Here is a 13,542-nt window from a genome sequence, read left to right on the forward strand (position 1 = left end):
CTGAAGCAACGGGCGTCGCAGCCGGCAGGAAGGAGAACCCATGGACATCCTCTTTGTTCACGGGGCCCGAGGCTGGACGGATGACCAGCCGATGGCCGCCGAGCTGCGCGGCATCCCGGGAGCCGAAGTGCTGGCGCCCCATTTTTCCGATGAGGACATGTCGGCCGCAGGCTGGCGGCGTGAGCTGAACCGGCAGCTCCGGACCCTCGGCCCGCAACCGGTCGTCGTCGCCCATTCCTTCGGCGCATCCATGGTCCTCCTGCACTACGCGGATGACCCCGTGGAACCCCTGCCCCGCGGGCTGGTCCTGTTGGCGATGCCGTTCTGGGGCTCTGAAGGCTGGCAGGCGGAGTACTCCCTGCCCATGGATGCCGAACTGCCGGCGGATCTGCCGCTGTTCCTCCACCAGTGCATGGACGACGACGTCGTGCCGGCTGATCATGTGGACCGCCACGCGTCCCGGCTTTCGCAGGCCATCATCCGCCGCCATGACAGCGGCGGACACCAGTTTCAGGGGCGGATGGGCGAAGTCCTCCAAGATGTCAGGATGCTGGGACACTGAGCTCTCCGGGCGTCAACCGCTCAGCAGGAATGCCCCGCTTTCCACGGCTTCCCGGACTCTTGCCAGTGTCACCTCCGGGGTATCGGCGGAGGTGTCGATCGCATGCCGGTCCAGGGCTCCCAGATCCGCGAACTGATCCCACATCGCGGTGACGGGCCCTTCTTCGACGAGTGCCCCGGGCAATGTCCTGGCCAGCGCCCGCCGCAGGGCCTCCTCCCGGCTCGGGCGCAGCACTATCCAGTGCACCCTGGGTGTACCGGCGCCTGACCCGGCGCCTGCCCCGGCGGCAGTCCAGCGGAAGTGGGCCAGCATCCAGGGGCCGATGATGCCGTCGACAACAGTCACGAAGCCGCCCCCGGCATACGTCCTGGCGGCTCCCTGGATGACGCTCATCACCGTTTGATTCTGGGCATCCGACGCGGACAGGTACGGCGGGATGTGTCCGGCTGCTATGTAATGCCAGAAATCGTCAGTCTGCAGGTGCACAGCCTTGGGATAGGTCCGGGCGAGACGTCCGGCGGTTGTGCTCTTTCCGACCCCCGGAGGCCCGGTCAGGAGGATGACGTCCGCTGCCATGGCGTTCACAGTACCGCTTCGGTTTGAGGGACGGGGTTTCAGGGAAGCGGCAGCTCCCGGAGTTGCCGGCGCGAATTGATGCCCAGCTTGCGGAAGATGCTGCGCAGGTGGGCGTCAATCGTTCGCGGGCTGAGGAAGAGCTGTGTGGCAACTTCGCGGGATGTGGCACCGGTGGCCACCTGCCGGGCAATGTGCAGCTCGTGGGCGGTCAGGGAATCGGTCGGTTGTTCACTCCGCTTGCGGGGGTGCTCCCCGGTGGCCCGCAGCTCGCGGGCCGCTCGGTTCGCGAACCCGTCCGCACCCATGTCCAGCAGCAGCCCGTGCGCGGTACGGAGCTGTTCACGGGCGTCATGGCGGCGCCCTTCGCGGCGCAGCCACTCGCCGTAGACGAGGTGGGTGCGGGCGAGGTAGCTGGCGATCCGACACTGCCCGAGCTGGCTGATGGCTTCACGGTACTGTCCCTCCGCCTCCGGCCCGGTGCTGGTCAGGGCGCGTGAGCGCGCCGCCAGTCCAAACCCCCATGGGGTTCCGCTGGCCAGAGCCCGGGCGGTTAACTCCTCCACCGCATGGGCTGCACCCTCCGGCTGGCCGGAACGGCATGCCGCTTCAATGAGTTCGGTGTGGGCCAAGTTGTGGTATCTCAGCGCTTCGGACTCATAGGCAAGGGTCGCCGCAGTAAAGGCCGCGTCGTAGTTGCCCAGTCCGTTGTGCAGCACCGCCATGGCGTACTGGGACAGGGAATCCTCGGTGCCGTGGGCATCTCCGGGTGCCCGGTGAAGGATGGCAGCGTGGATTTCGGCGGTCTCGTCCGGACGGCCCCGCCAGGCGCAGTTAACGAGCTGTGCGTGGAGCACGGGGACTGCTTTGGAAGGCGCCGCGATCGCGGTCAGCTCGGCGCTGCGGGCGAGCTCACCCGATAGCACCAGCATGGTGGACCTGCCGAGAAGAGCGAGAGGGAGCGTGGCCAGAGCGCCGGCCTCACGGGTTTGCTTTATATGGCGGACGGTTAGGGTATGGAACAACTCGTCGTCGAAGAGCGCCATTGCGGATCTGCTGGCCAGCCACCCCCAGCGGCATCTGCCGGTGGTGTCCATGGGGTCAGCGGCTGCCCCATCGTCAGCGAACGCCTCCAACGCACGCCGCAGGCCGGGCGCACCGGCCGCGTACCCGAGTGTGAACAGGGAGACCAGCCCGTCGAGCAACAGATCCGACGGCCTCGGAGATCCGACCGGGGCCGGCGCGGCGCGGGCAGCTTCAGTCACTGCCTGCACATCGCTGCCGCTGCGGAAGCTGCCGGTGACCATCGCGGCTTCGAGGGCACGGAGGTAGGTTTCCCGTGACAGCGCCGGATCCAGCGGGGCGAGGCTCCTGGCGGCGGCCAGCAGCATCACCTGTCCTTCACCGCCGCGTGCCAGGTGGAACGTGATCTGGGCGCGCAGCAGTTGGAGACGGGCGCGCTGCAGGTCATCCAACGGCCCGGCCGCTGCAACGGTCAGCAGCTCCAATGCGGCAGCGGATCCGCCGGCCTCATGCTTGGCATGGGCGGCTTCGAGGGCACGGCCCGCGCGGGCAGCGGGATCGGGGCTCACCTTGGCCGCCTGCTCCATGAACACCGCGGCGGCGGCCAGCCCGCCGCGGGATCGTGCCCGCTCAGCCGAGCGCATCAACTCCTCGGCGGCGTCCTCGTCGGTTCCCAGCACGGACTGCCCCAGGTGCCAGGCACGCCGGTCGGGGTCGGCCTCCAGATTGGTAGCGGCTGCCAGCGCCCCGTGCACTCGGCGGCGGTCCAACGGAGCAGCGGCCCGAAGAACCGCCGAACGCACCAGTGGATGGCGGAACTGCACCCGGCCGTCAATCTCCAAAAGCCCGGCTGCTTCGGCGGGCGCTGCCGCCTCGTAGGCGATCCCCAGGTGCGCGGCCGCGCGCCAAAGCAGCGTCACATCACCGGTAGGATCGACAGCCGCGGTCAGCAGCAGCAGTTGAGTCGGCGCCGGCAGGCTGTCTGCACGGCGCCTGAACGTATCCTCGATCCGGTGGGTGGTGTCCCGCACATCGGCCAGCTCGAAACCGCCCGTCCAGGCCACTGATATGTTTCCGGCCAGTTCCAGCAGCGCAAGAGGATTCCCGCGTGCTTCAGTCAAAAGGCGGTCCCGCATGTCCTCGTCCAGCGGGGCATGTGCTGACCCTGCCAGCAGAAGCCGGGCGTCGGCTTCGTCCAGTCCGCCCAGGCACATGACGGGCAAGCCGTCGAACGGGAGAAGGTTGCGGTCGGTGGGGTCGCGCACCGCGAACACCAGCACAATGCGCTCAGCCGCTATCCGCCGCGCCACGAACGTGAGGACCTGCGCGGATGCCTCATCCAGCCATTGTGCATCGTCTACGATGCACAAAAGCGGCCCTCCCTCGGCCGCCTCCGCCAACAGGTTGAGCGCCGCCAGCCCCACGAGGAACCGGTCCGGCGCCGATCCGCCTTGCTGCCCCAGCGCCACGCCGAGGGCGGCCTGCTGCGGCTCGGGCAGGGCAGCCGCGTGGTCAAGCAATGGCGAACATAACTGGTGCAACGCCGCGTAGGCGAACTGTGTTTCAGACTCCACGCCAACAGCTGACACCACCTGAAACCCCAAGGATTGCGCCTCACGGCGCGCGTACTCGAGCAGTTCGGTCTTTCCGATACCTGCTTCCCCGCGCACCACTGTTGTTCCACTCAGCCCCGTTTGAGCTTGGAAAAGGAGGCTGTCTATCGTGGCGCGTTCAGCACGTCGACCCAGGAAATCCACAGTGGCTCCCTTCAGAGCTTCCCAGCACCCTAGTAGGCAATTGTTACCTACGCAAACGAAACCGGTCCGGCCCAAGGGCAGATACGGGACGGGGTCATGCAGTGCCCCCTGCCGACGCGAAGGATCCGGCGCGGGTGCGAGCCTGAAGTACCAGCAGGAAAATGATTCACCACAACCCGCACCGGAAGAGGTCAGCACCGTGAACCCTATTCAGGAACTCATCGTCAATTTCCAGGAACTCGCAGCCCAGGTACCCGAGATCATCCGTCCGTTCATCGTGATGCTTGCCGGGGCCATTCCATTCATCGAGGGCGAGGTCGCCTCCCTCATCGGCATAGTGGGCGGCCTGAACCCCATCGTTGCAGGCCTTGCCGCCGCCACCGGAAACTTCCTGTGCGTCCTCGTCGTCGTGCTCGTCACGTCGCGTGCACGCACGGCCGTGGTGAAGCACAACCGGGACCGGGCTGAGGCCACCCGGAACGCCGCACTGGTCCCGGCAGGCCCGGGATACCAGGGATCAGCAGCCCTGGAAGGATCCGCGTCGGATAAACCCCAGTCCAAAGGCCGTCAGCGCTTTGCGAAGTGGCTCGTCCGGTTCGGCGTCCCCGGGGCCAGCATCCTCGGCCCGCTCGCGATCCCGACCCAATTCACCTCAGCGATCCTCATCGCCAGCGGAACACCACGCGGCTGGGTGCTGCTGTGGCAGGGCGTGGCGATCGTTCTCTGGACGACCGTCGCCACGGTGTCGCTCTGGGCCGCCCTCACCTTCGTCGTAGGGGTCTAGGCCGTATGCGGGAAAAACCGGCATGGGAATAACTATCGACGGTCTTCAGGGCAGCGCCGTCGAACCGGCGGCGCTGCCCTGAAGAAGCGACAGCGGAAGAACCGACAGCGGGAGGAAAAATGCAATCCAAGCAAGCGGTGAAGCCCGGAGACGGCCATCTGCTGCCTCAATATCACTGGTGGCAGGGACTTTCACGGTCCCTGTTCCACCTGCACATCATCGGCCAGGGAGGCGAACCGGAGACCTGGTCCATCGACATCCGGCTCGGGGGTGATGTCGACGGTGAGGTGCGCGCCAGGCTGTACCGCAACGGTGTCAACAAAGCCGTTTCAATGGTCCCGGCAGCATTCGCGGTGCCGGGCGGAACCATCGAGGTTGAGGTCAGCGGCTTCGGACTGAAGCGCTGCCACTATGTCAGGCACGACGGTTCCGAGCAGCAGCTCGTGCCTGATCCGGTCTCCGCCGAGGGACGGCGGGCGCGTCTGGAGGCGAGCAACCCGGCGCTGAGCCGCACCCTTGGCTTCATATCGTTAAGCATCCTGGCGGTCGCCGCGGTACTCGGCGTTCCGCAAATCGTCGAGCAGATCATGCTGCTCCCGCCTATCGCGGACAGCATCGGCACGCTGTCCAGTCCGTTCCATCTTCCGGCGGCGGCCAACGCGGCACTTTTTGTAACAACGGTGGCCGCGAGCACCGAGCGTGCGCTCCGGCTGCGCTACAACTGGATCCTTGACGGGAGCGCGTTCGGCGGCGGCGCGCTCGACGGGAACTGACGGGCACCGGCGCATAAGCCGGCAGTTAACAGCCAAGGCGCTTAAACGACAAAAAGGCCGCTTAAACGACAAAAGGCCCGAGGGAACTCTCGTTCCGTCAGGCCCAGTTGTCGGGTTGACAGGATTTGAACCTGCGACCCCCTGACCCCCAGTCAGGTGCGCTACCAAGCTGCGCCACAACCCGCTGTTCTACCGGTTTGATTCCGGCCGAAGCAACTCGAATACTCTACCCCATGATTGGTGAATTTCCCGAATCGGGAAACCCCGGAGGCCTCAGCAGCCTCCGGGGCACCACAGCGTCTAGCGGTTCTTGCCGCGCTTTTCGCGCACGCGCATGTTGACCTCGATGGGCGTGCCCTCGAAACCGAACGTCTCACGCAGGCGGCGCGTGATGAAGCGGCGGTAGCCCGGATCCAGGAATCCGGTGGTGAAGAGCACAAACTTCGGCGGGCGGGACGAGGCCTGCGTGCCGAAGAGGATGCGGGGCTGCTTGCCGCCGCGCACCGGGTGCGGGTGCGCCGCGACGAGCTCGCCCAGGAAGGCATTGAGCTTGCCGGTGGGGATGCGCTTGTCCCAGCTCTCCAGAGCCGTGTCCAGGGCGGGTACAAGCTTGTCCTTGTGCCAGCCCGTCTTGGCCGAGATGTTCACGCTCGGAGCCCACTCCACATGGGCAAGGTCGCGCTCAATTTCGATCTGCAGGTAGCGGCGGCGTTCGTCGTCGAGCAGGTCCCACTTGTTGAAGGCCAGCACCAGGGCGCGGCCGGACTCGATGGCGAGCTGCAGGATGCGGACATCCTGCTCGCTGAGGACTTCGTCCACGGCCAGAAGCACGACGGCGACCTCGGCCTTTTCCAGGGCGGACTGGGTACGCAGCGAGGCGTAGAAGTCGGCACCCTGGGCCATGTGCTGGCGGCGGCGGATACCGGCGGTGTCCACGAAGCGCCAGGTGCGCCCGCCGAGTTCGATGAGCTCATCAACCGGGTCGCGGGTGGTGCCGGCGGTGTCGTCAACAACCACGCGCTCGGTGCCGGCCAGCTTGTTCAGCAGCGAGGACTTGCCCACGTTCGGGCGTCCAATCAGGGCGATGCGGCGCGGTCCGCCGGACTTGTCCAGTCCGCCGTAGGCAGAGTACTCGGGCAGCACCTCCATGACGGCGTCGAGCATGTCGGCGGTGCCGCGGCCGTGCAGAGCAGAGACCGGGTAAGGCTCACCGAAGCCGAGGCCCCAGAGCTGGGAAGCGTCGGCTTCGTTCTGGATGTCGTCCACCTTGTTGGCGACGACGATGACCGGCTTCTTCTTGCCGCGGAGCATCCGCACCACGGCTTCATCCGTGGCGGTGATGCCAACGGTGGCGTCAACCACGAGCATGACGGCGTCGGCGTGATCCACGGCCACCTCGGCCTGGCCTGCCACGCGGGCATGGATGCCGCGGGCGTCGTGCTCCCAGCCGCCGGTGTCAACGAGCGTGAAGTTAACGCCGTTCCAGGTGGCGGGGTAGGAAACGCGGTCACGGGTGACACCGGGGGTGTCCTCGACAACGGCTTCGCGGCGGCCGAGGATACGGTTCACCAGGGTGGACTTGCCGACGTTCGGCCGTCCCACGATGGCGACGACGGGATCCTGCAGCAGCGGCGCGTCTTCGTCGTACTCTTCGAAGCCGCCGGCCAGCAGGGCTGCGTCTTCTTCGTCAAGTTCGTAGTCGTCCAGACCGGCGCGCAGCGTATCCGCGCGCAGCTCGGTCTCGGCGTCGTCCATGTTGGCCAGGCGTTCGTTAACCTGGTCCTCTCCGGCCGGGATGTACTCTTCCTGGCCCGTCTCGTCGCCGGCGGTGCCGGAATATGAGGAGTTCGTCATTTTTGCTTTCTTTCCGTTGAGGTCTGCAGCACTGCAAGCAGGCCGTCTCCGGACAGTTCAGCCCGGTAAGTATTGTGAGGGGTTCCGCGGGTGATGACACCGCAGTTCCACCTGTCCATTGAAACACGTGCGGCACCGGCAGGGCATTTGACCCTACCGGTGCACGTCAGCGCTGTTAACCTCCGAAGAGGCCTAGTGTGTGCTGGAATACACCACGTCCAGCACGGCCTGGACGGTTTCTTCAAAGTCCAGGTCCGAGGAATCGATCGTGACCACGCCGTCGGCCGCCTGCTGGAAATTCATTACGGTGGAATCCTTGGCATCACGGGTGAGCACCTGCTCCTTGAGCGCCGCGGCACTCTGCGTGCCGCCGAGCTGGACGCCGCGGCGCCGCATCCTGGCTTCCTCGGAAGCGGTGAGCAGGATACGCACCTCGGCCCGCGGTGCGACGACGGTGGTGATGTCCCGGCCTTCAGCCACGATGCGCAGGCCGGAGTCCGCGATCATCTGCTGCTGGCGGCGGACCAGTTCGGCGCGGGCGCCCAGCGTGGTCGCCACGGCGCTCACGGAGGAGGACACCGAAGGCTCGCGGATGGCGTCCGTCACGTCGCGGCCACTGACGCGGACCCACTCGGCGTCCGGAGAAGTGCTGAGCTCAATGTCGGCGCTGCGCGTCGCGGCTTCCACGGCCACTGCGTCGCTCAGGTCAATGCCGGCTTCCATGCAGTAGAGCGTGACCGCCCGGTACATGGCGCCGGTGTCCAGGTACGCCGCACGGAGCCGGCGCGCGGCCTCCCGGCTGATGCTGGACTTGCCGGACCCCGAAGGGCCGTCAATGGCCACCACGAGGGGCTTTCCCAGCCGAAACAGGGCCGGATTACGTTCTTCAGTCACTCCACTACCTTCCACCCGCGGGCGCTTAATTCATGTACGAGGTTGTGCACGCGGCTGGGCAGGACGGAAATCTCCGCCCGTCCCACCTGCTGGCCGGAGGAATGCTCCAGCCGAAGATCTTCAAGGTTCACGCCAATCTCGCCGATCTCGGTGAGCAGCCGGGCGATCTGGCCCGGGGTGTCATCCACCAGGACCGTGAAGCTGACGAACGACTGCGGCGGCGCGCCGTGCTTGCCCGGAATCCGGGCCTGTCCCGTGTTGCCCTCGGAAATCAGCTGCGCCATGTCCAGGCGCGCGCCGTCGGCCACGGGATCCTCGAGCGTGCCGATAAGACGGTTCAGGTCCTCACGCACGCCGTAGAGGATTTCCACCAGCCGGGGAGCGTTCCCGGAAAGGATCTGCACCCACAGCTTGGGATCACTGGCGGCTATCCGCGTCACGTCCCGCAGGCCGTTGCCGGCCAGGGCCATGGCCTGCGCAGGGGTTTCCTGCAGCCGGCTGGCCACCAGCGAGGACATCACCTGCGGCAGGTGCGAGACCAAAGCCACAGACTGGTCATGATCCTCGGCGCTCATGCGCGACACCACGGCCCCCAGGTCGATGGCCAGCGCTTCAGCGGCCTTGACGGCCTGCGGCGAACTTTCGGCGCTGGCGCAGATGACCCACGGCATGGACGTGAACAGCTCACCCAGCGCGGCAACCGGACCGGATTTCTCCCGCCCGGCCATGGGATGGGTGCCCACGTAGCGGCTGAGATCGGCGCCGGATGCACGCAGGTCCGAAAGGACGGCGCCCTTGACGCTCGCAATGTCCACCACGACGGCGTCGGGCCAGTCCTTCAGCGCCTGCGCAGCCAGGGACGCGGTGACGTCAGGAGGCGCGGCAACCACCACCAGTTCGGGCGTGAAACCCTCCTCCACCGTGTCCAGCAGGCGTCCGGCACCGATGTCCCGGGCCACCGCCGCCGTCGACGGCGAGATGTCCGACAAAACAACGTCCACGCCCTGCCGGCGCAGCCCCAGCCCAATGCTGGTGCCGAGCAGGCCGGTCCCGATCACAAGAACAGGACCGGTCAGGTGCGTGGCGGAACCCTGTGCCGCGCCCACTGCTTAGAGGCCTACGGAGGCCAGGAGGTGACCGACTTCGGTGCGGCCGAGCACGCGGATGCTGCCCTGGCGCTGGTCGTTCACCCGGATCGGACCCACCTGGGTGCGGACCAGGCGCTCCACCGGGTGACCGACGGCGTCGAACAGGCGGCGGACAATGCGGTTGCGGCCCGAGTGCAGGACAACCTCCACCAGGAGGTGGCCCGGCGTGGAGTCGACCAGCTTGAAGGAGTCAACGCTGGCAAAGCCGTCCTCAAGTTCCATGCCTTCGCGCATCTGGGCGCCGACACCCTGGGCCATGGGTCCGCGGACCTGGACGAGGTAAGTCTTGGGCACCTCGTAGGATGGGTGGGTCAGGCGGTTGGCCAGCTCGCCGTCATTGGTCAGCAGCAGCAGGCCCTCAGTGTTGGTGTCCAGACGGCCAACGTGGAAAAGGCGCTCGTGCTTGTTGGTGCTCTTCAGGAAGTCGCTGATGCACGGGCGGCCTTCCGGGTCATCCATGGTGCAGACAACGCCGCTGGGCTTGTTGAAGACGTAGTACTTCAGGTTCTCGTCCAGCTGCAGGCGCATGCCGTCCACGTGGACGGTGACGTTCTGGGGATCAACGCGGACGCCAACCTCGGTGACGACTTCGCCGTCGACCTCCACGCGTCCCTCACGGATCATGTCCTCGCAGACGCGGCGCGATGCCACGCCCGCCTGGGCCATGACCTTCTGCAGGCGGATGCCCTCGGGGTCGTGGTGCTCGGAGATGGTGGGCTTGGCCGGACGGCGGGTGTTGGTGCGCTTGACGGCACCCAGGTTCTGGCCGAAGCGCTCGTTGCGGAACGCGCGGTCCCCGCTCTTGCGCTGACCGGACTGGGGTCCGCCGGTGCGGGAGGCGCCGCCGCCCTTGGTGCCGTACGGCTTGGCGGACTGGCCCGGCTTGTAGCCCTCGGGCTTGAACTGGCCGGCGCCCGGCTTGGAGGCAGCGGAGCCCTTGGACGCGCCGGAACCTTTGCCGTCAAAGGCGCGGGAAGCAGCGGAGCGGAATTTCGCGGGACGGTTCTCGGCGCTTTCGTCGCGCGGCTTGTAACCGTTGGCGCGGAACTCGCCGGCAGTCATCTCGGAATCGCGGGGTCCGCCGGAGCGGCCGCCGGAGCGCGGAGCGCCGGTGCGGGAACCGGCAGGCTTGGAGCCCTTACCGAAGGACCTGCCGCCGGCTGCTCCCCCGCTGCTGCGCGGGTTGTTGCGGCCTGATCCGGATCCGGAGCGGGGTGCCTGTGTCATGAAAAATCCTTCGGGTGTAGCGGTTAGTAAGTAGTGTCTTCAAATTCAGCCAGGTTTTCCAGCCCGGGCAGGTGCGGTGCAAGCCGCGGAAGTTCGTTGAGGTCGCCCAGTCCGAGCCGTTCCAGGAAGTACGGGGTGGTCCGGTACATCATTGAACCTGTCTCGGCTTCCACACCGGCTTCGCTGATGAGCCCGCGCTGGACCAGGGTCCGGACGACGGAGTCAACATTGACGCCCCGGATGGCTGATACCCGCGCCCTGGAGACAGGTTGCCGGTAGGCAATCACTGCCAGGGTTTCCAGGGCCGCCTGAGTCAAACGTGAACTCTGGCCGCCCAGGACGAACTTCGAGACCACGGGTGCAAACTCGGCGCGGGAGTAGATCCGCCAGCCGCCGGCCACATCCCGCAGTTCAAAACCTCTTATTGAAGTAAAACTACGTACTGTGCCACCGGGTCCTCCCCCAGTATAGCCGTCATACTCCCGCTGCAGTTCCGAGAGGATGCCCTGGACCTGCTCCGCGGGAACTTCCAGGACGGCGGCGAGCTCCGCCGCGGTGACGGGTTCATCAGCCACCATCAGCACGGCCTCGACGGCGGCACGGATATCCGGAGGGGTATCGCCGGGCAGCCCGGGCTCCCCGGCTTGCTCCGGCTTATCGAACGGGTTCTGCTGCATGTTCCTCCAGTGTGGTGGGGTTCCCGGCTACTTCCGGGGTGCCATCCTCTCCGCGGCGGACCGCCGGCAGCGGCCAGCCGCCCGGCGCGGCCGCCCAGCTGATGAGCAGCTGCCCCAGCGGATCAGGCTGGTCAAAGGCCACGGCTCCGTCACGGAACAGCTCCAGCAGCGCCAGGAAGCGGGCCACCGCAACCGGTCCGCCGGCGTCGTGCACCAGTGCGGTAAAGGTGAGTTGTCCGGCAGCCATCAGGCGGCCGGCGACGATATCCGTCTGCTCGCGCACGCTCACCTTGGGTGCGTGCAGGTGCGCCAGCCCCACCGTGGTGGGGGCCGCTTCCCGGGGCGTCAGCGCCTTGGCCGCCAGAGCCGCGAAATCCTGCGGGCCGGTGCGCCAAATGAGATCGGGGAGCATGGCCGCGAACTGAGGTTCGAGAGTGACCTGCCGGGGGAAGCGTTCGGCTTCCTCCTGCAGGCGCGTGTCGAGAATGGCCGCGATCTGCTTGAACGCCCGGTACTGGAGGAGCCGCGCAAACAGGAGGTCGCGTGCTTCCAGCAGGGCCACGTCCTCGGGATCCTCGACGTCGCCGGCCGGGAGCAGCCGGGCGGCCTTCAGATCCAGCAGGGTGGCGGCTATCACCAGGAATTCACTGGCCTCATCCAGTGCCCACGCCTGGCCGTCGGCGCCGAGGTCCCGGATATAGCCGATGAAATCGTCGGTGACGGCGGCCAGGGCAATTTCCGTGATGTCCAGTTCATGCTTGGAGATCAGCCCCAGCAGGACGTCAAACGGTCCGGTGAAGTTCTGCAGCCGGACCCGGAAGCCGCGGACGGCCGATTCCTGCCCGCCGGATTCCTGCGGGCCGGGCTCCGGCTGACCGGTTATTGAGGTGCCGGATTCCTGCTGACCGGTCTCCACGGTCTTTAGGGTGCGCCGCCGCGGGAAATCAGTTCCTTGGCCAGGCGGCGGTAGGAATCGGCGCCCGGGTGGTTGCCCGCGTAGGTGGTGATCGGCTCGGCTGCCACGGTGGCATCGGCAAATTTGATGGTGCGCTTGATGACGGTTTCGAAGACCTTGTCGCCGAAGGCCTCGACAAGGCGGGAGATGACTTCCCGGCTGTGGAGGGTCCGCGCGTCGTACATGGTGGCCAGCACGCCGTCGATCTGCAGTCCCGGGTTCAGCCGGTCCTGGACCTTCTCGATGGTCTCCACCAGCAGTGCCACAGCGCGCAGGGCAAAGAACTCGCAGATCAGCGGGATGATAACGCCGTGTGCGGCGGTCAGCGCATTGACGGTCAGCAGTCCCAGGGACGGCTGGCAGTCGATGAGGATGACGTCGTAGTCATCCGACACTTTTCGCAGCGCGCGCTCCAGGACCTGCTCGCGGGCAACCTCATTGACCAGCTGCACCTCGGCGGCGGACAGGTCAATGTTGGCGGGCAGGAGATCGATGTTTTCGATGCCCGTTTCGTGGATGGCCTCACGGATATCCACCTTGCGGTCCATCAGTACGTTGTAGACGGTGAGGTCCAGCTCGTGCGGATTGGTGCCCAGGCCGGCGGAGAGAGCTCCCTGCGGATCAAAGTCCACCAGGAGGACCTTGCGGCCGGCTTCAGCCAGCGCGGCGCCGAGGTTGATGGTGGACGTCGTTTTACCCACGCCGCCCTTCTGGTTCACCATGGCGATAATGCGCGCGGGACCGTGGGAACTGAGTACCGGAGGTTCGGGGAATTCCGTCAGCGGGCGTCCGGTCGGCCCCATCACGGAATCGGCTGCGTCCTGTGTTGCGTCCTGCAGAGTTGTTGAACTCTGATCGCTGCTCACGTAATAATCCACGCTTCCGTCTCTAGCTGTCCTGCGGGCTGTCCCTGTCAAGATTACAGCCGTGCAACACCTATACCGCGAATCGGTGCCGCGGAGCGCCGCGAGCCTTGACTCTCAGCTAGAGGTCGAACCTTTCCGCGGCGCGCATCCGGCACCACCTCGCGCAGACCGTCCCCCGATGCTCCGTGGCCAGGATCTGCCGCGGGTTTTTGCTGCGGGTTTTGTGCCGCGGGTTTTTGCTGCCACTTTGGGTTTCTGCTGCCACTGCGCAATGGCAGGGAAATCCCAAAACGGTCGGTTTAACCCAAAACGGGGGATTTTCCGCAGAGCTGCAGCCCCGCGAAACGCCGAAGGGCACCCCCGCAACGGTATGCGGGGGCGCCCTTCGGCATCAAACGGCCCTATCCCGGAACTCGAAGCAGCAGCTCCGGCTCCGGCCCATGGCGGAA

12 protein-coding genes and 1 tRNA gene are annotated in these 13,542 nt (G+C 66.5%); 3 read left to right on the forward strand and 10 right to left on the reverse strand.

Translation table 11 applies throughout. The features are described from left to right. Positions 1–40 precede the first annotated feature (40 nt). Positions 41–562 (forward strand): alpha/beta fold hydrolase, encoded by a 522-nt coding sequence (locus AAE021_RS08970; RefSeq protein WP_342025260.1) that lies wholly within the window; start codon positions 41–43, stop codon positions 560–562. Positions 563–574: 12 nt separating this feature from the next. Here AAE021_RS08970 and AAE021_RS08975 read toward each other — a convergent pair whose 3' ends face one another. Together AAE021_RS08975 and AAE021_RS08980 are read right to left on the reverse strand one after the other, a co-directional pair. Further along, a complete protein-coding gene (locus AAE021_RS08975) occupies positions 575–1,138 on the reverse strand; it encodes an AAA family ATPase (RefSeq protein ID WP_342025261.1) in 564 nt (187 codons plus the stop codon). 38 nt (positions 1,139–1,176) lie between these two features. Further along, complete coding sequence (locus AAE021_RS08980) at positions 1,177–4,113, reverse strand: ATP-binding protein (RefSeq protein WP_342025262.1); 2,937 nt, start codon at positions 4,111–4,113, stop codon at positions 1,177–1,179. Between the two features lies 1 nt (position 4,114). On the opposite strand from AAE021_RS08980, the gene AAE021_RS08985 reads away from it, so the two are divergent. Then, positions 4,115–4,699: a small multidrug efflux protein gene (locus AAE021_RS08985; RefSeq protein WP_342025263.1), complete on the forward strand. Its 585-nt coding sequence runs from the start codon at positions 4,115–4,117 to the stop codon at positions 4,697–4,699. Positions 4,700–4,818: 119 nt separating this feature from the next. Then, entirely contained in the window at positions 4,819–5,472 is a 654-nt protein-coding gene (locus AAE021_RS08990) for a hypothetical protein (RefSeq protein WP_342025264.1), read from the forward strand. 110 nt (positions 5,473–5,582) lie between these two features. On the opposite strand, the gene AAE021_RS08995 is transcribed toward AAE021_RS08990, so the two are convergent. From AAE021_RS08995 to AAE021_RS09030, 8 genes are all read right to left on the reverse strand, one after another. Beyond that, a tRNA-Pro gene (locus AAE021_RS08995) sits at positions 5,583–5,656 on the reverse strand. Positions 5,657–5,772: 116 nt separating this feature from the next. Further along, positions 5,773–7,326, reverse strand: a complete 1,554-nt coding sequence (der, locus tag AAE021_RS09000; RefSeq protein WP_342025265.1) for a ribosome biogenesis GTPase Der — start codon at positions 7,324–7,326, stop codon at positions 5,773–5,775. Between the two features lie 192 nt (positions 7,327–7,518). Further along, on the reverse strand, positions 7,519–8,220 hold the full coding sequence (cmk, locus tag AAE021_RS09005; protein WP_342025266.1) for a (d)CMP kinase: 702 nt from the start codon (positions 8,218–8,220) through the stop codon (positions 7,519–7,521). Beyond that, complete coding sequence (locus AAE021_RS09010; RefSeq protein ID WP_342025267.1) at positions 8,217–9,326, reverse strand: prephenate dehydrogenase; 1,110 nt, start codon at positions 9,324–9,326, stop codon at positions 8,217–8,219. The genes cmk and AAE021_RS09010 overlap by 4 nt, the downstream gene beginning before the upstream one ends. A 3-nt stretch (positions 9,327–9,329) precedes the next feature. Further along, positions 9,330–10,595 (reverse strand): pseudouridine synthase, encoded by a 1,266-nt coding sequence (locus tag AAE021_RS09015; RefSeq protein ID WP_342022019.1) that lies wholly within the window; start codon positions 10,593–10,595, stop codon positions 9,330–9,332. A gap of 23 nt (positions 10,596–10,618) precedes the next feature. Continuing rightward, positions 10,619–11,272, reverse strand: coding sequence for an SMC-Scp complex subunit ScpB (gene scpB / locus AAE021_RS09020; protein ID WP_342022020.1), 654 nt, complete (start codon positions 11,270–11,272; stop codon positions 10,619–10,621). Beyond that, positions 11,250–12,155: a ScpA family protein gene (locus AAE021_RS09025; RefSeq protein ID WP_342025355.1), complete on the reverse strand. Its 906-nt coding sequence runs from the start codon at positions 12,153–12,155 to the stop codon at positions 11,250–11,252. The genes scpB and AAE021_RS09025 overlap by 23 nt, the downstream gene beginning before the upstream one ends. A 38-nt stretch (positions 12,156–12,193) precedes the next feature. Continuing rightward, a complete protein-coding gene (locus AAE021_RS09030; RefSeq protein WP_341392527.1) occupies positions 12,194–13,093 on the reverse strand; it encodes an AAA family ATPase in 900 nt (299 codons plus the stop codon). Between the last annotated feature and the right edge of the window lie 449 nt (positions 13,094–13,542).

It is taken from the genome of Arthrobacter citreus (assembly GCF_038405225.1).
GTDB classification, from domain to species: Bacteria; Actinomycetota; Actinomycetes; order Actinomycetales; family Micrococcaceae; genus Arthrobacter_B; species Arthrobacter_B citreus_A.

What these genes read in the sequence shown, in the direction of transcription:
- AAE021_RS08970 (WP_342025260.1), top strand. Translation starts at nt 41, where the DNA reads ATGGACATCCTCTTTGTTCACGGGGCCCGAGGCTGGACGGATGACCAG.
- AAE021_RS08975 (WP_342025261.1), bottom strand. Translation starts at nt 1,138, where the DNA reads ATGGCAGCGGACGTCATCCTCCTGACCGGGCCTCCGGGGGTCGGAAAG.
- AAE021_RS08990 (WP_342025264.1), top strand. Translation starts at nt 4,819, where the DNA reads ATGCAATCCAAGCAAGCGGTGAAGCCCGGAGACGGCCATCTGCTGCCT.
- der (WP_342025265.1), bottom strand. Translation starts at nt 7,326, where the DNA reads ATGACGAACTCCTCATATTCCGGCACCGCCGGCGACGAGACGGGCCAG.
- AAE021_RS09015 (WP_342022019.1), bottom strand. Translation starts at nt 10,595, where the DNA reads ATGACACAGGCACCCCGCTCCGGATCCGGATCAGGCCGCAACAACCCG.
- scpB (WP_342022020.1), bottom strand. Translation starts at nt 11,272, where the DNA reads ATGCAGCAGAACCCGTTCGATAAGCCGGAGCAAGCCGGGGAGCCCGGG.